Genomic DNA, 18,350 nt, shown 5'->3' with positions numbered 1-18,350 from the left:
GGTGTTGAAGTCAATATTCTGTCGCTGATTTGCATCGGTGGGTTACTGGCGGTGCTGTTTGTCTGGGCGGCCTGGGCACTGACCGATATCTGGAAGGGATGGAGCAACGAAAAGCTTCGCAACGCAGCGATGGTTCAGTTTGCCGTCAGGCTCGTGTTGTTGCTGCTCGTTGTTACCTGGATGTTTGCCAGCTGACCCCGCTGAGACGCTGGACCGTTTTTCACGTTATTAATTTCACTCTGCAAAAAGGAATTCTTTATGAATGCTGTAGTTCGTCTTTTCCGTCATTTTTCTGCGCGTGTCGCGGTAGCGACTTCTCTAGCTTATGCCGCCAGTCAACCGGCGCAGGCTGCATTGCCGAGCGTTGAGCCGCCGTCTTCCGGCGGTGGCGGTGGACTGATGGATACCCTCAAAGGTTACATTCAGGACGGCATCGTCATCCTGGGGCTGGTCGCAGCCGCCGTGGCGTTTCTTGTGGTAGCAAACTCTGCAATCTCCACCTTCCATGAGGTGCGCGAAGGTAAATCCAACTGGGGTAAGTTCGGCGCCATTATCGTGGTCGGTATTGTGCTGCTGGTTGCGGTTATCTGGCTGGTCGGCAAGTCCGCCGAAATCCTGTTCTAAGGCTATCCGCCATGCAGACTATCCGATTTTTACCTGACCGCCTCAATGCCGAGCCCGTCGTTTTCCGGGGGTTTACGACTCCGGAGATGGGACTGGCGGCGTTGGCCGGCGTGGGACTGGGTCTGCTCGTGTCGTTACCGTTTCTTCCTCTTGCCGGCTGGGTCGTGATACCCACCGGCATGCTGGTGACGCCGCTTCTCGTCATCTGGTTTGGAGGCAGCCGGCTGACGCGCCTTAAGCGCGGTAAACCGGAGAATTATATCTGGCAGCGCCTCGAGGCGCGTAAACGTCGCATGGGGTGGGGGGATCCCACCCTGATTATCGACAAACAGGGCTGGTCGTTGCGTCGCAGCCGCGTTGTTAAGAGGTCCACATGAGCCGTTTCAGACATGCGGTTAAAAACCGCGATCAGCACATTCTCACGTTACGTGTTGCCTGCGGCGTGCTGGTCGTTTTTCTCCTGGTGGCCAGCATCGGCTGGATGCGGGCGCCAGATAATTTGACTATCCATAATCCCCCCGACCTGCGCAGTGGTTCTACCCGTGCCTGGTGGGAGGTGCCACCGTCCACGGTTTACAGCTTCGGTTTTTATATCTTCCAGCAACTCAATGCCTGGCCAAAGAACGGTGAGGTGGATTACCCGGCAAAAATCAATGGCCTGTCACCGTACCTGACGCCGTCGTGTGAGCGCTTTCTGAAAGCGGACGCCAAAAAGCGTAGCGAAAGTGGCGAGCTCGCCGGCAGAACGCGCGTGGTGTTCGAAATCCCTGAGCATGGCTACAACGGTCGCTATAACCAGAGTCCGGTGACGGTCAAAGGCCGTGATAACTGGGTGGTGCGCCTGGATTTGGTGGCGGACGAGTCTTTCGCCGGTGAACCGGTGAAACGCGCACTGACACGTTACCCGCTCAAAGTGGTGCGCGCAGAAGGGGATCCGGAACGTAATGAGTTTGGTCTGGCACTGGATTGTTACGACAGCATGCCACAGCGTCTGGCTGCGGCGCCGGCGGAACCCGCGCCTGAGAAAAAAGGAGTATTCCAATGATGAAAGCACGTGTTCTGGCGCTTTCCCTGAGTGTACTTCCCCTGGCGGCGACGTTCACCGTGCCGGTTACCCAGGCGGAAGAGCTGATGAAATGGGAGCGTATCCCGTTGCAAGTTCCGCTGGCCGTCGGCAAGGAGCGCGTGCTGTTTGCCGATAAAAATGTCCGCGTCGGATTCCCGCCGGCGCTGAACGGCAAGCTGCGGGTACAAAGCAGCGGCGGTGCGGTTTACCTGAAAGCCGATGCGGCTTTCCCGCCAACGCGTTTGCAGCTGCAGGACGTGGAAAACGGGGAGGTCATTCTCCTTGATGTGACGGCATCGGACAAAGGCTCGGCCGAACCGGTGCGCATTGTCTACAGCGGTGACGTGACATCGGTCAGCAGCAGTAATGACACGTCTGCTGCTTCAGGGGGAAACAACGCGGCTCCCGGGGCGGATAACGGCACCCAGGCGAAGCGTAAAAAAGTCAAATACAACGCGCCGCTGCCGGTCGTCCTGACACGGTACGCAGCACAAAGCCTGTACGGCCCGATGCGCACGGTTGAAGCGGTGCCAGGCATTCATCCGGTCAACCCGCACTTGCCGAAACGTATCACCACACTGTACCCGTCAGAGCCGGTGACCATCACGCCGCTGGGCGGCTGGGGTATTGGCAGTCGCAACGTGGTGGCGCTGAAAGTGCAGAACACCGCCAGCCGCAAAATCACGCTCGATCCCCGGGTACTGCAGGGGCAGTTTGTGACGGCGACGTTCCAGCACCGCTATCTCGGCCCGGTGGGGACCCCGGAAGACACCACAACGCTGTATCTGGTCACGTCCGGTCGCCCGGACGGGGCGTTTATCGCGGAGCCGTCGGTGGTTCGCAAGGCCGTAAAAGCGGTGAAGAAGGGGGCTAATCATGGCTGAGGTGAAATCCAACATGCTGCCGAAAGTGATTGTGTTCGGCGTGCTGGCTGCATCCATTGTCGTCGGGCTCAAAGCCTGCAGCGGCGGTAAAACGCAGGAGGAGACTCAGCAGGCGCATAACGTTCTGGCCAGCATGTCGCCGGAAGAGCTGCGGGCGCTGGGCGTGGAGGGGGATACCCCGGAAGATACCCTGCGTACCCTGGTGGGCACCCTGCGTACTACCCGAACCCAGCAGGCCGAGTTGCAAAGCAACATCGACAAGGTGTTGAAAGAAAACGAAGCGCTGCGCAAGCGTAATACCAATGTGTCCGGCCAGGTCAATGAGGCCGTGGCCGGCTTTCAGAAGCAGGCCGAGCAGCGCCAGCAGCAGCTCCAGCAGGAGCAGCAGACGCTGATGGGGAAAATTCAGACGCTGACCGAGCAGTTGAGTGCGAACAAAGACAAGGCGAAGAACGACAGTGATATCCCGCTCGGTCTGGGGCTGGATGGCATGGGCGCCGGCGAGGGCAGTGCGGCGCCTGGTCAGGATGGCTTGATGTGGGTCGGTCCGAAGGACATGAAAGAACCCGACCCGCGCAATCCGAACAGCGCCAAAGACGGCCCGCAGTTCCCGACGTCGTTCCTGTCCGACAATGCGATCACACGCCAAAAAGCGGCCTATGAGCAGCAGGTGAAAGGGCATACCAATGAAAAAGGGGCGGAGGAGAGCGCCGAGCCGGTGTTTACCCTGCCCGAGAACTCCACCCTGGTGGGCAGTAGGTCCATGACGGCGCTGCTGGGCCGCGTGCCGATTAACGGCACGGTGACCGACCCCTACCCATTTAAGCTGATGATTGGCAAAGACAACCTGACGGCGAACGGCATCGAGCTGCCGGACGTGGAAGGGGCGATTGTCTCCGGGACAGCCAGCGGCGACTGGACGTTGTCCTGCGTGCGTGGCCAGGTTAACAGCATTACGTTTGTGTTTGCGGACGGGACGGTACGCACCTTGCCGCATCCTGACACCAATATGAAGGCCAATAGCAACAACAATAGCGGTAACAATGGCAAAGACGTCAGCACCACCGCAGGCATTGGCTGGATCTCAGATGACAACGGTATCCCGTGCATCGGTGGAGAGCGTAAGTCCAATGCCTCGACCTACCTGCCGACGATCGCCGCCTTGTCGGCCGCCAGCGCCGCCGGGGAAGGGATCAGCCAGGGGCAATACACCACGCAAAACAATGTGAATGGCATCACCTCGACCATGACCGGTAATGCCGGCCAGGCCGTGCTGGGCAAGGCGCTGTCAGGCGGGATGAAAGAGACCGCCGATTGGGTGCGTGAGCGCTACGGCATGATGTTCGACGCCGTGTACGTTCCCCCGGGCCAGAAACTGGCCGTGCACATTACCCGCCAGCTGGCGATCGACTTTGAGACCAAAGGGCGCAAGGTGCGTTACGACTTCAGCCTGCCTGGCGAAGACGGCAGCACCGGCGGGCTGGATTAACACGTCATTCAGAGGAGGAGAGACATGCTGTGGCATCAATGCGAAAGGATGAGTCGCCCACAGAGTTGGGCGCTGGTCTTGCTGTCCTGCAGCGCGTTTTGGTTAGGTGTGCTGCTCCTGCTGTGTTTGCTTATAAGAGAATGATAATCATGCGGAAAAATTTGTTTAACCGAGTCCTGGCGACCGCTGTCATTGTCAGCGTCATGGCGTTGGCCGGCTGTTCGACGTCGAAAGAAGAAATGCTGCCGCCAGGCGACAGCTCGATGCTGGAATTGTGGCAGGGTGAAGACGGTGGAGGTTCAGCGCGTAATGCGGTGGCGGCACGCGACAGCCTGCGCCGGCCGCTCACCGAGAACGAAAGCCAGGCAACAGCCGCAAGCGATCGCAGCTACAGCCGCACGCAGGAAAGCGAAATCAGCCAGCAGTTCCCACGGTTGCCGAATCCCGATCTGGTGATGTATGTGTACCCGCACCTGGCAGATGGTAACGCGCCGGTGCCGGGCTACAGCACCGTGTTCCCGTTCTACAGTCAGGTGCAGTATGCGATGCCGGGTGAACGGACGGAGGCCTACTGATGCGATTTTCCCTTTTTGATAAAAAGCGCCTGACGCGCAAGCAGCCGGTAGTGCCGGCAACGGATGTCCAGGACACGGTGATCGCCACCGAGGACGGTGTGCCGCTGTCTGTCGACGGGCGAGAGCCGTTACGGCGCCCGGGCAAGATGACGGTAAAGGATGAGCAGCAGGTGTACCACGCCAATCCGTCCATCGTTGATTACCTGCCCTGGGCGGAGTTTCTCGACCGTGAGCAGTGTATTTTGCTCGATGACGGGGTGTCCGTCGGGGCCGTTTTTGATATCACACCGGTGGCCACCGAGGGACGCACAGACGATCGCCTGGAGCAGATGCGCGATACGGTGGAGGATGCCCTGCAGGACTCCTTTGACGAACATGATGAAAACCCCTGGGTCGTGCAGTTCTTCTGCCAGGACGAGAACAACGTCGATGCGTACCTTGACCGGCTGAGAGGGTATATCAAGCCGCATGCGCAGGGTTCTCAGCTGTCTGAGTCATGGCTGAAAGAAACCGAGCGTCATCTGCGCGGGATTGCCCGTCCGGAAGGCCTGTTTAAAGATACGCTGATAACAGACCAGCCATGGCGTGGGCAGCAACGCCGGACTCGCATGGTGGTCTATCGCTGGATTGGTAAGAGCAATCATGATCCGATGCCACCGATCGCCATGCTGAATCAGACCTGTGAGCGCGTGACGGGGGCGCTGAACGGGGCCGGCGTGGTGTGTGTGCGGCAAAATGGCGGCCAGGTTCACGACTGGCTGCTGCGTCATTTTAACCCCAGCCCGGAGTGGGTGGATAAAGGGGTTCTGTACCGTGACGCCGCCTATTTTGACAGCCGTGATACGCCGGAAGGCGCAATGCCGGTGCAGAATGATTTTGCCGAAACCCTGCTGTTCACCCCGCCCGTGTCCGATCCGGACCAGGGGGTGTGGTGGTTCGATAATCAGGCGCATTGCGCGATCCCGGTCGAGAAGTTGCGCCGCCCGCCAGAGCCCGGCACCATCACCGGAGAGATGAAGCGTGGCGAGAAAAAAATCAACGCGCTGATGGATATGTTTCCGGAAGGGACGATGCTGTGCATGACCATCGTGGTGCAGCCGCAGGACACGCTGGAAAACGATTTTAACAAGCTGTCGAAAAATGCCGTCGGCGAAAATACCGAGTCCGGGCGAGTACGTCAGGACGTGGCACAGGTCAAGGAATACCTGGGTAATCGTCACAAGCTGTACCGTGCCGGCATCACCTTCTTGTTGCGTGCCGGCGACCTGACCACGCTCAATCACAAGCGTGTCGAGCTCACCAACGTGTTGCTTGGTGCCGGCCTGCAGCCGGTTCGCCCGGAGTTTGATGTGGCGCCGCTCAATACCTATCTGCGCGCGCTGCCGATGTGCTTTAACCCGGAGACCGACAAGAAACACTGGTACACCCGTCTGACTTGGGTACAGCATCTGGCCGGCCTGTTACCGGTGACCGGTCGTGAAACGGGAACGGGCAATCCCGGACTGAGTTTTTTCAACCGCGGGGGCGATATTCTGACGGTTGATCCGCTTAACAAACATGACCGCAGCCAGAATGCGCATATGCTGTATTTTGGTCCGACCGGCGCGGGGAAATCGGCGACGTTGTGTGCCACGCTGACGCAAACCATGGCGGTTCATCGCCCACGTCTGTTCGTTGCCGAGGCGGGGAACTCGTTTGGATTGTTGGCTGATTACTTTGAAAGCCAGGGGCTGACGGTCAATAAAGTCAGCATCAAACCGGGCAGTGGCGTGTCTTTGCCGCCGTTCTCTTTCGCGCATAAGCTTATCGAGGAACTGAGCTCACTGGAGCTGGATGAAAGTGAGCTGCGTGATATCGATGCGGATGACGACGATGAGGATAAACGCGATTACCTGGGGGAAATGGAGATCTCGGCGCGCATGATGGTCACCGGCGGTGACCAGAAGGAAGAAGCGGAGTTAAAACGGGCTGACCGGGCAATGATCCGTGAAGCCTTGCTGATGGCGGCGAAGAGCGCCTATGACGAGCAGCGCCAGATGCTACCGTCTGATTTGCAGAACGCCTTGTACGCTATTTCCAACGACACAGCCAACGAAAAGCGCAATCCACAGCGTCGGGCGAAAGCGGCCGAAATGGCCGAAGCGCTGGGCATGTTTACCCAGGCCGGCAGCTTCGAAGCAGAGCTGTTTAACCGCGAAGGTAGCCTGTGGCCAGAGGCGGATGTGACCCTGATTGACCTGGGGCATCTGGCGCGTGAGGGGTATGAGGCGCAGATGGCGCTGACGATGGTAAGCCTGACCAATACCATCAACAACATTGCCGAACGAGACCAGTACTCGGAACGGGATATCGTGTTCGCGGTGGATGAGGCGCACATTGTGACGGTGAACCCGCTGCTGGCACCGTACATGACCAAAATCGTCAAGATGTGGCGTAAGCTCGGGGCCTGGCTGTGGCTGGCAACACAGAACCTGAAAGACTTCCCGGACATTGCCGAGAAGATGCTGAACATGGCGGAGTGGTGGGTCTGTCTGACCATGCCGCCGGAGGAGGTCAACGACATTGCCCGCTTCAAGGCGCTGACCGAGGAGCAAAAGGCGGTGCTGCTGTCAGCCAGCAAACTCTCCGGCTGTTATACCGAAGGTGTGGTGCTGTCGAAAAAACTCGAGGCGCTGTTCCGTGCAGTACCGCCGAGCCTGTACCTGGCGCTGGGGATGACGGAGAAAGAAGAGAAGGCCGAGCGCCGCGCGCTGATGCAGGAATTTGGCTGCAGCGAGCTCGAGGCGGCGCGCAGGGTAGCGCAAAAGCTTGACCGTCTGCGTGGTCTGGCGGCTAACGGGGAGGCAGCGGTAGCATGATGACCCTGAAATACCCGGAACCGGTTGTTCGACCGCATGGCTTGGTCTGTCGTGAACCGTCGTTGTTTACCCTCCCTCCGCAGGGCGTGGCCACCTTAAGCGAAGCAGATGCGCGGCGGCTTGAGACGTTCTGTGCGGCTATCCGCGATCGACTCCTGGGGCCGGTCCAACTTACGGCCCACCCGCATCGCATCGGGAGTCGTACCAGCGTGGCGTTGCATCTCGAGGGCCGACTGGGGCGTTGCATCGATGTTCTGATCTCGGTGACCGGCAGTACGCTGTGGCCGCAGTCGGAGGAGTACGATCACCCGCGCTGGTATGTCACCGTACCGGATGCCGCGGATGTGGTGTATCTGCTGCTCCATTTAAGCGAACTGTGCGATCGATTTAGGGTCAATTAGTTAAAACAATCCCAACAAATTTTATCAATTTCATCATGATAAAATATTTCACGAAAGAGAAAGCTCAGCATAAGTGTGGGAAAACTTATGCTGAGGGATAAACGTTTATCACATCACTAACAATATCTTAGTCACTTAAGCAATCATCCATTTGTGCAAAAATAAACTGCTTTAAAAACTGATCAATGCGAATATTCAGCTTAAATAGAGGTATGGTTATGCCGTCTTGTTTTTCAAAGTAGGCCTTGGCTTTCGTTTTATCTACCGATTCTTTTAATGCGTCGAAACGACCAAAGTCGTTGAGATTCTTATCATTAACACTATCAGTCATTAATGCTATGAGTAGTTTTTTATCTAAACCAAGAGCATCAACAACAGCGTTTAATTGTGCATTTTCAGCGTTGTCTTTGTAGGCGTTGATATAGTCTCTAAAAGTATAGCCTTCAATTAATTGCGCATCACCGCGCTGCAAGTCGTGTAAGAAGAGCTTGGCGTACTTTTGCTCGCTTTGGGTGAGTGATGCAAACGACTTGTGCAGCTCATTTAATGTGATTTCAATGTTCGCAGAACCTTGATGTTTGTTCAGCTCTTTTAAGTATTTATCAAAGCGGCTATTCATGTAGTCGGCATCGATTTTTCCGGTATCTATCTCGGTTAAATAGCCACTGATATCAAAAGGCACATCGCTGCCACCTACGCCAGTACCATCACCTTTGGCAACCAACTCTTTGTAACGCAGAACCAGGCTCAGATAAGTTTGTTCGTCTATGGACAGCGTTACCTCATGTTCTACATCATTTTCAGTAAATGAATAGATCGACTGCTCCCAATGCAAACCTTGTACTTTAGCCGCTTCTAGGTGGTGGCTAAAGTTGTTAAATAATTTGGCGAATTGGGCACAGGTTTCTATATCTTCTGGCAGTTTTTCAAAGTTCTCAATACCCGCACTGACAAACAGCCCGGTAATCTCTAACACTAATTCATTCATGGCGTTAAGGTTGCTTTCTAACCTATCTACAAACAAGCCGATAGGTCTGTCGCCGGAATAGAGTTTTACCGCATCATTGATATTTTTCTCCATGGTGTGTGGATAACGGTAATAACGGATGATGCCGTGGGGTTTGTCCGGACCAAACAAGCGGTTGGTACGTGAGAACGCTTGAATAATATTTTGGTATTTAATTACCTTATCTAAATACAAGGTGTTAAGCCATTTAGAGTCAAAGCCAGTGAGCATTTGATCTACAACAATCAGTAAATCTAATTGCTTTGAAGGCTCGGTATGAATGCACTCATAGGGCTTTTTATGGGCAAGGCGTGCCGCTAAATCTTTTTTAAACGCCGCATGGCGGGCAAAGTCAAAATCTTGACAATAACGCGCGTTATAGTCGGTCATTATTTCGTCTAGGCCATCGCCTTTAAAGGTGGGGCCACGGTCACCACTGCCGTCGTTATCAATATTTGGGTCAAACAAAGCCGATACTTTAAGTTCAGGTTTGGCGGCTTTTAAACGGCGGTAATAGTCAATGGCTTCGGCAATGCTGTTAGTGGCCAAAATGGCATGAAATTTAGTCCCTTGACTGAGCACGTCCCATTTATGCAGAATATCTTCTACCACCTTAGTTTGGTGAGTATCGCTTAAATATTGGCTTTTAGGCACATAGTCTTCAATGCCTTTGTGGTATTTTCCTGTAGCATCTCTATGGCCAGCCATAGGTACATCATTCATAAAGTGGTTAAATTTTTTCTTTTTGACAGGATTATCCATGGCCTCGTTCACTGAACCGGCCTTGGCTTGCTCTAACGCCACCGCTTGCCTTAGGTCACTGTCTCTAAATGTAGGTACTTTGTAAGGGTCAAAACCGAGTACATTACCATCGCGTATGCCATCGGCAATGCTATAGCGGTGTAGCTCGTTGCCAAATACGGTACTGGTGGTATTGCCGTTTTTTTCGTTTTCTTCTTGAATCGGTGTCCCAGTAAAGCCAAAAAACAAGGCGCGCGGAAAGGTACGTTTAATCGTAATCAGCATATCGCCAAAGGTGGAGCGGTGCGCCTCATCGACAATAAACACCAAGCGTTTAGCGCGGATTTTTTCAATATCCGCGGTGTTTGTGGTCACGCCTTCACCACCTTCCGCTTCAAAAATATTACTCATTTTTTGAATGGAGCTAACAATTAAGGTATTGGCTGGGGCGGTGCTTTTTAGTTTGGTAATGAGTATGTGAGTATTTTCGGTGGCTTGAACGTCCTCGCCATCGCCAGCAAAATTGCGGTATTCCATGAGCGACTGGGTGCCCAGTTCAATCCTGTCCATTAAGAAAATTACTTTATCGGCATCTTTGGATTGAGCGATCAACTGCGCCGATTTAAAGCTGGTCATGGTTTTACCCGAACCCGTGGTATGCCACACATATCCCCCGAGGCGATCGGGATTATTGGCCGTGCTACCCAGTTGCTGCCAGTTGGTTTTGGCCACTTTGTCAGATATCGCATTAGCGGCGTAATACTGATAACTGCGCATTACCTTAAGCACGCCGTCGGTATCGTCGGCGACGGTATAAAATCCGATCAACTGATGCGCCATAGGGATAGAAAGCAGGGTAGAGGCAATGTCTTTCCAGTGGTTCATGGGTTCGTTATTGAAATCGGCCCAGTTAAACTGATAGTCGGGGTTAAACTTGCCGTCTAGTCCGGGATTGGCAAAGTATTTAGTTTCATTTGGCTCCATTGCCACGAACACTTGGATAAGGGAAAACAGACCGCTAAATACGCCCTCTTTACTGTACTTTTCAATTTGGTTGACAGCCTGGCTAACCGGTATGCCACTGCGCTTTAGTTCCACATGGATCACCGGCATACCGTTAATCAGTAGCAGCACATCACCGCGTCTGTCGTTACGCAAAGGGCTGCCGCGTTCAAAGTTAGGTTGCTGCACAATTTGGTAACGGCTTTGGCCAGCAGCAATTTCTTGGCGATCGTATATTTTTAAGCTGACTTCTTTACCCATATGCAAAGCATCGGCTGGGTTATCACGCTTAATTGCCACGGTTTTGCCATTAATTAAACCGTTGAGCTTGAGCGGGGTTTTAAGCTCTTTGATTTGCTCAATAATTTGCTGCATTTCAGTCGCAGTAAGCGGAACATCGTTTAAACGATCCCGCTGGCGATTGTTTTCAAACAAAATGTTTGCCCAGTTTTGCAGTAAATCGGCTTCGGTTTTGTTTTTGATTATCTCTGTTTCCCAGCCCTTGTGGGTAAGTGCCTCAATAAAGGCCTGCTCAAATTGCGCTTCGGTTTTAAAGGTGGTCATGATGGCGCTCCTTGTTAGACAAACATTTTACTTAAGCAGGCCTGCTTGATGTTATTAAGCTTGGTGATTTGTTGTTGGTATTGGTTGATCAGGCTGTCGAGTTTTTCGAAATAGTTGCCGATGGCGGTTTGTTCCTCTAAGCTAGGCATAAGAATTTTCATACGCCCAAGTTGCTTGCCTGAAATTTCTAAAAAAGTGGAGCCAGATGCATGTTTAAGCGCAAAATCTTTGATTTGTTTACCCGCTGAAAAGATAAAATAGGGTGAATAACCCTCTTTAACTATAAGTGATTGAAAACCCTGATTAGTGGAGCCTGGTTTTGTAAGAATAGCCATGTCACCTATGCCCGCTCTGCTAGTAAAGAGAACCGTATTACCAGCAGGAAGTATCTTTGCTGAGCAACTTTTCAAACCTAGAGGTGTAATCTTTTTCTGACTACCTTCCGCATACACATTTTCTCCAATTTCAGTAGGTGAATACCAATCAATATCACCGTCCCAAAATTCAGAAATTGACGTGCTGGGTGTACCTCCCCCAATAATTTCAGCGATATCAGTACCTAACATCTTCTCTTCCCACTCCCCAGTAAACCCTTTAAAGCGAATTTCTGGAATGGTTTCACCTTGTTTGGGGAACATCTTTTCCAGCATAGCTTTTTTAATGCTGCTTAGCTTGTCATGTTTTTGTTGGTGTTGGTTTATTAACGTGTCGAGCTTTTGGAAGTAGTGGCCTATTTCATTGCTTTCATAAATATTCTTAGGAACAAAAAAGCAAGAGGAAGATACAAGTCCCCAATCAGAACGAGGCATTTTCGAGCCTGCTGAAAGGTTTGAAACCAATTCAAATTCATTGGTTTGAATTAAAGAAAATAAAAACGTACTTGCAACATTGTCGGCACGTAACACCCAAAAATCTCCAACTGCGAGCCCTTCAAAGTCAGCTAAAAACCAGTTTTTCAGATAGGGGCGCAATTTTCCAAATAAAACATCATCAGCTTCAAATTTTAAGCCGGTTTTAAAGGATTTTTTCTGATGAATATCTTTATTGAATCTGCCTTTCCCTGCGACTATATCTTCGTATTCAACACAAGGTAGACATGTACTTTGATGATGTGTTGATACTCTGGTAGCGATGTTTGAAAACTCTCTCTCCTGCCACTTCTCACTAAATCCTTTAAAGCGGATCTCTGGCACCTTGTTATCCACACTCATCTTATTCACCCTTCAGTAAGTTAGTGAGTACTGCTAGGCCCTGCATATCAAACTCATTGCCCGTGAGCTCGCCCGTCATCTCCGCTAGCTCTTGCTCGGTGGTTTTTATCTCATGGGCTATCTGCGAATAGGTGACGGCGTATTTATCAGCCAGGGCTTGTACCTGGCTGGAGAGCTGGCTAATCACGGCATCTGGCATGCCGGCGAGTTCGGCGCTTAATGGTGCAATCCATTTAAGGTACAGCAGGCTATTCACCTGTTCATCGGTTAAGGCTTCGATGGTAGTTTTGGTTTTTAAGTGCAGGGAAGTGGCGGCATCTTTGACCGCTTTTTTCAGGGCTTTTTCTTCATCGATTAATTTGTTCGCACGAATAACTTTGGCTTCATAGCTTTCTTCTGCAAATTTAACTTTGCTGTCTTTTTGTTCTTTCAGGAAGGTTTTGGCGGCTTTGCTTAATTCTGCACTCGCAAAGCCGTCTTTGCTCTCTTTGACCGTATCCTGTTCTTTTTCTTCCTCGGTTAGCGATTCTAAAATTTCTTCCAGCGTGCTGGCAATTTCTGCCAGACGGGTTTCATTATCCGCCAGAGCTTGTAAGTCATCACTTAAGTACGTTTGTTGCACTAAGTCGAAGGGCAATATGTGGCCTTTCCACCCCTCTTGTACTTCGGTGTCATTGCCGTTTTTTTTCTTTATAACAATATTGGGATCAACTTGCTTGGTGGCAGCAAAGCCTTCGGTTTGCATCATTTCTAAATCGGCGCTGATCAGTTGCCATTGATTGTTTAGAAATTGGTAAGCCTGGTATTTGTCGATTAAGGCAATGGGGGCTAAGCGAGTAAATAACTCGGTACTTAATACCACCTCTTGCTGGTTACGCTTTACACTTTGCCAGTTTTGTATTAATTGAGTGTTTAGGTGATCATCAAAGCCATTAAAGGTCTGGTTGTAGGCGCTGATAAACTCCAACACTTGCGGATGCCCGCTAATGCTGGGATTGACTTCTTGTTTGTCAATGGCCAGCTCACTGTAAGAGGCGGATTTTGGTGTAAACAGAGTACTGCGTAATTGTGGGAAGGTTTGCCAAAAGCTATTTAACTCGGCAATTTCGCTATTGGGAATGCCGCCGAGCATGGTGGCATGTAAATCCCAGGTTTGTGCCGTCGCAGAGGAATCCACATAGCGCGGTATGTTGAGGTTGTAACCGTTGTCGCGCAGGGTTTCTTTGCTCACCAGTTGTGAGTACTTGTTGATACTCTCTCGGTTAATCACCGCATCAGTAATGCGCTTGATATCACTCGCTTGCAGTTTGTTGTTTTTGCCTTCTTTCATAAAGTGTTTGGAGGCATCGACTACCAATACATCGGTGTTTTGGCGTTTTTGTTTGAGTACTAAAATCACCGTGGGAATGCTGGTGCCAAAAAAGATATTGGCCGGTAAACCGATAACGGTCTCAATATGATTCTGCTCAATGAGTTGCTTGCGAATTTGACCTTCTTCACCGCCACGGAACAAGACACCATGCGGAAGGACGATAGCCATAATGCCATCGGGTTTTAGGTGGTAGAGGTCGTGCAGTAAAAAAGCAAAATCAGCTTTGGTTTTAGGTGCCAGGCCAAAACGTGAATAGCGAGGATCGCTCTCTTTAAAGCTGGGGTCCCAGTTTTGTGAGTAAGGCGGGTTGGATACCACGGCATCGACATGTAAGGCGTAGTATGAACCTTGAGGATCGCTGTCATCAAAATACGGCCAATCTTCTTCCAGGGTATCGCCATTACGAGTTTTGATGTTGCTGGCTTTGATACCGCGCATGATGAGATTCATACGGGTTAGGTTGTAGGTATTGGCTTTTAACTCTTGGGCGAAATAGGTGATGCTGTCTTTGTTTTTAGCGTATTTCTCGAACGCCTCACCAATATTGATCAGCAACGAACCCGAGCCTGAAGTTGGGTCGTAAATTTTGATGGTATCTTTGTGTTTTAACTCGTGGGCGATGATGTTTGACATGAGTACCGAGACTTCATGAGGCGTGTAAAACTCACCGGCTTTTTTACCCGCATTGGCAGCAAATTTCTCAAGCAGGTATTCGTAAATGTAGCCCAGTACGTCATACCCTTGATTACTATTCATGGGAATGCTTTTGATCAGGTGAAGTAAGTCGCTGATGGCCTTGGTGCGTTTGCCTGCACTTTCACCAAGTTTGCTCAATCCTGTTTCTAAGGTGGTAAAAATACCATCAAACAGTTTTTTGTAAGTTGGCGAAATCAAACGGCTAAAGGCCGAGAGCGCATCCCGCACGTTAGATTCATCAAATTCGGATGTTGGATCAATCCATGTAGAAAAAAGATTATCGTAGGCAATAAAGTAGCCCAGGTTGCTTTGCAGGTATTCAACTGTGTCGGTGTCTTCTTCATTGAGGGTTTTGATGTCTTCAGACGTCATCCCCTGTCTGGTGACAAACTGCACTAGCTGGTCGCTTAGGTACTTGTAGAAGATAAAGCCGAGTATGTAGTCTTTGTATTCGTTGGCTTCAATTTTAGAACGCATCTGGTTGGCAGATTCCCAGATTTTTGCCGCAAGTTGTTGTTTATTCACGATAAGTCCTGTTAAAAGCAATTCTTTTTCGAAAAAGTCTATTTTAGGGTTTCGATTGTACGTTTCATAAGAGCTTCTTGCTAGCTGCAGGGCTTTACGAGTCGGTTGCAGTAAGTAGTTCTACAATCTCGATTCCTACCAAGACTGCCATTTCATCTGGTGCATCACCAATCAAAATAGTCGCTATCGAGTTTAGAAACCTTCATTAGCGTCGGACTGGTACCCACCTCGTTGTCCATCATCAGATGAACTAGCCGATTATCATCGATAAGTACCATGCCTTCTATCGATTGCGCGTAGGCAACGTCATGCTTAGTAAAGCCAGAAGTCGTAATGAATACCCTAATTTAGCCTTTTGCCACACCAGGTCACCTTAGAATGCATGCAACTCAGGGCGGCCTACGGTGTTTTGCCAGCGTTTGGCTTGCACACACGCCTTTTCTAAACCGAGCTTGTCTAAAGAAATAACGCTATCAATTCCAGCATCACCGCTGCCGCCGACACGCTTTGAATCGTGATGGCCGCCGTAACCTAAACGGTGCAGCACATCCAGTACGATGACCTCGAAGCGGCCTTGAGATACCTGGCTTAGGTTCTCCAGCCGTTCCGATGCAACCGCATCGTGGATCTTTGATTGATTGCTCAAGGCGGTCGTCTGGGCTGTTTGTTAACATCGGTTGGGTGAGAAGGGGTTCTGTAACCGGGTCCAAATCTACCGCATCACTATTTTGTTGAAGTTTGACGTTGGTGTAAGCCAAAGCGAGATGTTCAATTTCTGCTGCAGTGAGTACGTTTCGAACGATTGTGAGCCCATCCGGTACGGTTTTGTAAACCAATTGGCTGCTGGCAATGGTTCTGTGGCATAAGATGATTGGTTACCCTGTTACCCTGTTACCCTTTAATGTCATTGGCGTTTTGCTGGTCAGATTGCGTTATTTTATTATGGTGCTTGTTGGGCTCCTGATCCTTCTGTTTGTTGTCTCTCTGATAGTCAGTATTATTTCCTCCATGATTTAAGGCGGCTTTATGAATGAGAGCGTTCTTCGTGCTTTTAGCTTTAACGGTGCACTGGATGCGGGAATGGATCCGGGTAGCTATGCATGGCAGTCCGTACCTGTCGGCGACTGGGCCGCTAGACTCGATTTCAAAGTCTGGTCGAATACCACGTCCTCCGGCCACCTTGTCTGTTACTTTACCGCCCTGGATGATGGCCAACGATACCGTCTCTCGTCATTTCGACCGAAAAATGGCTCCCGTCGTTATACCCCAAAAGATGGTGGTATTGACTTTTCTGAAGGTGGGCTGGATGGGCAAATATTTTTGTTGAATGTGGGAAAAGCGCGTAATGGTACTTCTGCATGGTTGGGGGCTGAGTTTTTGGAGCGTGATGATTAAAAATCAGGTATCGAATGAAGTTTAGATCCTGAATCTAAGCACCGTGACGCCGAAGAGAATAAGCGTGTTTATACGCTGCAGGATGTACCACGTGGCACAGTTGACCGCACAGCGGGATTGTATGTGACCCAACTGACAACGCAAGCGATATCATTCCTCCCGGAACACGATTTGCTTGCTTTTTGATCTCATGGGCGGATAATGCGCCAAAAATTACATACCTTTACACTTTATGAAATGGATTTTCATGAAAAGGACTTTTCTTTCGCACAAATCACGAGCGAAGGCGTTGAGCCACGTTCTCGCGGGTGTTCTCTTCACCGGCACTTTCCCGGGCATGGCCGCCACACCCTCTGATACCCCGGAGCGAGCCGCTTCCGCTATTGATGCCCGTGAGCAACAGCGCCAGCAGGAGCGTGAGCGCGCTCTGCAACAGCAAAATGCACCACAGGCCGATGCGCGCCTTTCCCGCCCCGAGGCCGTGTTGCCGGATTACCCGGTCAATGAGTCCCCCTGCTTCACCATCAACCGGCTTACCCTGGTCGGGGAGTCGGCCGCTCGCTTTCAGTGGGCGCTGGATGCGGCGGCTGATGCGAAAGGTCGCTGTCTGGGCGGTCAGGGCATTGTGCTTGCCATCAATAAAGTACAGAACGTCATACTGGCCAAAGGCTATGTCACCACACGCGTAATGGCGCAGGAGCAGGACCTGACTACAGGCGTGTTGACGCTTACGTTGCAACCGGGGCGCATCGGTGATATCCGTTTCGAGGTACCGGTCTCCTGGCGGGGACGGCTGTGGAACGCTATTCCGGCCTCACGCGGTGATATCCTCAACTTGCGTGATATCGAACAGGGGCTGGAGAACTTTAGACGAGTGCCCAGCGCCAGTGCCGACATCAAAATCGTGCCTGGCGCCGAGGAGGCCACCAGTGATCTGCAGGTCAACTGGCACGAGGGGCGCCCGATACGGCTCAGTCTGGGGCTTGACGACAGCGGCTCCAAAAGTACCGGACGTTATCTCGGTTCGGCCACCTTGGCTATCGATGCGCCGTTTGCGCAAAATGACCTTTTCTACGCCAACATCGGCAAGGATGTGTTTCAGCACGGACCGTTCGGCAATCGTTCACATACGCTGAATTACTTCTTCCCGGTGGGATATTGGGCCTTCTCAGCCAATTACAACGACTACACCTACCATCAGAACATCCCTAACGCCAACGAGGTGCTGCGCTATAGCGGCAAGAGTGACAACATTCAGTTGACCGTTTCCCGATTGCTCTATCGCGACCAATCGCACAAGACCACGCTCAACCTGCGCGGCTACCGGAAGCACTCGACTAACGCCGTGGACAACGTTGATATTGTGTCGCAAAAACGCCGGACCGCCGGCTGGGAGCTGGGGCTTAACCAGCGCAGTTACCTCGGTACCACCACGTTGGATGCGAATATCAGCTGGCGCCGCGGTACCGGGGCGTTCAATGCCTTGCCTGCGCCGGAAGAATCGCGTCATGAAGGCAGTGCGCGTACCGGCATTTTGCTCGGTGATCTGGGTATCAACCTGCCTTTCACCTGGGGCAAGCAGCCCTGGCGGGTCTATACCAGCGTGCGGGGCCAGTGGAGCCCGAATGCGCTAACGCCGCAAGAGCGGATGGCCATTGCCGGGCGTTACACGGTGCGCGGCTTTGACGGCGAACAGATGCTGTCCGGCGAAAAGGGCCTGCTGTGGCGTAATGAAATCGCCTGGAATGCGTTTTCTCGCGGGCACGAACTGTACCTGGCGGCCGACTACGGCCGGGTGGACGGCCCGGGCACCCGCTATCTGGTGGGGCATCAGTTGGCGGGCAGTGCGCTCGGCGTGCGCGGTGCGCTGTGGGGGCGATTCAGCTATGACCTGTTTGCCGGCGTGCCGCTCTACAAGCCCGCAGGGTTCCATACCTCCGG

16 protein-coding genes are annotated in these 18,350 nt (G+C 52.0%); 11 read left to right on the top strand and 5 right to left on the bottom strand.

All coding sequences use genetic code 11. From position 1 onward, the window contains the following. The 9 genes from AC4PR2_RS25845 to AC4PR2_RS25805 form a co-directional block, all read left to right on the top strand. On the top strand, positions 1 to 195 hold a 195-nt coding region (locus AC4PR2_RS25845; protein ID WP_492175678.1), incomplete at its 5' end, for a TIGR03758 family integrating conjugative element protein. Positions 196 to 258: 63 nt separating this feature from the next. Next, positions 259 to 624 (top strand): TIGR03745 family integrating conjugative element membrane protein, encoded by a 366-nt coding sequence (locus tag AC4PR2_RS25840; RefSeq protein ID WP_176589590.1) that lies wholly within the window; start codon positions 259 to 261, stop codon positions 622 to 624. Between the two features lie 11 nt (positions 625 to 635). Continuing rightward, positions 636 to 1,001, top strand: coding sequence for a TIGR03750 family conjugal transfer protein (locus AC4PR2_RS25835; protein WP_086580534.1), 366 nt, complete (start codon positions 636 to 638; stop codon positions 999 to 1,001). After that, on the top strand, positions 998 to 1,669 hold the full coding sequence (locus AC4PR2_RS25830; RefSeq protein ID WP_197779562.1) for a PFL_4703 family integrating conjugative element protein: 672 nt from the start codon (positions 998 to 1,000) through the stop codon (positions 1,667 to 1,669). Before AC4PR2_RS25835 ends, AC4PR2_RS25830 begins: the two co-directional genes overlap by 4 nt. Further along, entirely contained in the window at positions 1,666 to 2,574 is a 909-nt protein-coding gene (locus tag AC4PR2_RS25825; RefSeq protein WP_141972641.1) for a TIGR03749 family integrating conjugative element protein, read from the top strand. The genes AC4PR2_RS25830 and AC4PR2_RS25825 overlap by 4 nt, the downstream gene beginning before the upstream one ends. Continuing rightward, positions 2,567 to 4,063, top strand: a complete 1,497-nt coding sequence (locus tag AC4PR2_RS25820; RefSeq protein ID WP_492175677.1) for a TIGR03752 family integrating conjugative element protein — start codon at positions 2,567 to 2,569, stop codon at positions 4,061 to 4,063. The genes AC4PR2_RS25825 and AC4PR2_RS25820 overlap by 8 nt, the downstream gene beginning before the upstream one ends. A 149-nt stretch (positions 4,064 to 4,212) precedes the next feature. Then, entirely contained in the window at positions 4,213 to 4,638 is a 426-nt protein-coding gene (locus AC4PR2_RS25815; RefSeq protein ID WP_094143098.1) for a TIGR03751 family conjugal transfer lipoprotein, read from the top strand. Further along, entirely contained in the window at positions 4,638 to 7,496 is a 2,859-nt protein-coding gene (locus tag AC4PR2_RS25810) for a conjugative transfer ATPase (RefSeq protein ID WP_492175676.1), read from the top strand. The genes AC4PR2_RS25815 and AC4PR2_RS25810 overlap by 1 nt, the downstream gene beginning before the upstream one ends. After that, positions 7,493 to 7,897 (top strand): acetyltransferase, encoded by a 405-nt coding sequence (locus AC4PR2_RS25805; protein WP_176589595.1) that lies wholly within the window; start codon positions 7,493 to 7,495, stop codon positions 7,895 to 7,897. Before AC4PR2_RS25810 ends, AC4PR2_RS25805 begins: the two co-directional genes overlap by 4 nt. A gap of 127 nt (positions 7,898 to 8,024) precedes the next feature. Here the strand turns inward: AC4PR2_RS25805 and AC4PR2_RS25800 are convergent, their stop codons facing one another. The 5 genes from AC4PR2_RS25800 to AC4PR2_RS25780 all read right to left on the bottom strand — a co-directional run bounded on the left by AC4PR2_RS25800 (position 8,025) and on the right by AC4PR2_RS25780 (position 15,660). Next, positions 8,025 to 11,210: a type I restriction endonuclease subunit R gene (locus tag AC4PR2_RS25800; protein WP_492175675.1), complete on the bottom strand. Its 3,186-nt coding sequence runs from the start codon at positions 11,208 to 11,210 to the stop codon at positions 8,025 to 8,027. A 14-nt stretch (positions 11,211 to 11,224) separates the two neighbouring features. Continuing rightward, the gene (locus AC4PR2_RS25795; protein ID WP_492175674.1) at positions 11,225 to 12,421 is read right to left on the bottom strand and encodes a restriction endonuclease subunit S; all 1,197 of its coding nucleotides are present in this window, start codon (positions 12,419 to 12,421) and stop codon (positions 11,225 to 11,227) included. Between the two features lies 1 nt (position 12,422). Then, entirely contained in the window at positions 12,423 to 15,014 is a 2,592-nt protein-coding gene (locus AC4PR2_RS25790; protein ID WP_492175673.1) for a type I restriction-modification system subunit M, read from the bottom strand. 164 nt (positions 15,015 to 15,178) lie between these two features. Beyond that, a complete protein-coding gene (locus AC4PR2_RS25785; protein ID WP_435968603.1) occupies positions 15,179 to 15,349 on the bottom strand; it encodes a hypothetical protein in 171 nt (56 codons plus the stop codon). A 38-nt stretch (positions 15,350 to 15,387) separates the two neighbouring features. After that, complete coding sequence (locus tag AC4PR2_RS25780) at positions 15,388 to 15,660, bottom strand: restriction endonuclease (RefSeq protein WP_492175672.1); 273 nt, start codon at positions 15,658 to 15,660, stop codon at positions 15,388 to 15,390. Between the two features lie 380 nt (positions 15,661 to 16,040). Between AC4PR2_RS25780 and AC4PR2_RS25775 the strand changes: the two genes are divergently transcribed. Continuing rightward, complete coding sequence (locus AC4PR2_RS25775) at positions 16,041 to 16,409, top strand: hypothetical protein (RefSeq protein ID WP_492175671.1); 369 nt, start codon at positions 16,041 to 16,043, stop codon at positions 16,407 to 16,409. Positions 16,410 to 16,746: 337 nt separating this feature from the next. Continuing rightward, on the top strand, positions 16,747 to 18,350 hold a 1,604-nt coding region (locus tag AC4PR2_RS25770), incomplete at its 3' end, for a ShlB/FhaC/HecB family hemolysin secretion/activation protein (RefSeq protein WP_492175679.1).

The organism is Serratia sp. A07 (assembly GCF_058725505.1).
The sequence above is the reverse complement of the archived record's forward strand: the minus strand, read 5'-3'. Positions and strand labels throughout refer to the sequence as shown.